Origin of the sequence: Brevibacterium sp. SIMBA_078 (assembly GCF_046534565.1) — a bacterium.
Classification (GTDB): Bacteria; Actinomycetota; Actinomycetes; order Actinomycetales; family Brevibacteriaceae; genus Brevibacterium.
The window spans coordinates 1-251 of the sequence record NZ_JAWRYQ010000415.1; the positions used below are offsets into that span (position 1 = coordinate 1).

Annotated in this window: 1 protein-coding gene; it reads right to left on the reverse strand. The window is 36.3% G+C overall.

The window, feature by feature from the left end:
- On the reverse strand, positions 1-251 hold a 251-nt coding region (locus tag SB749_RS20235), incomplete at both ends, for a hypothetical protein (RefSeq protein WP_410711887.1).

The following is a 251-nucleotide window of genomic DNA, read 5'->3' on the forward strand; positions in this document are numbered from 1 at the left end:
GATAACTGTGAAGCCTAACGACTTCATTACACTGTACTCATTTACCTGACGTAAATCAGTTATGATTACTGGATAGTCTCCAAAGTGTTTCCAATGGGATTCTAACTCTTTTAAAGCCATATTTACCCATATGTTTTCATCCAGTTCCCTGAAGGATTGTCCAATAACTTGATAGTGTTTTCTCGGTTTACCATCATTGAAAGCTTCAGGAAAGTACTGATTAATTACTTTTGTGATTCCATCACCAAAGG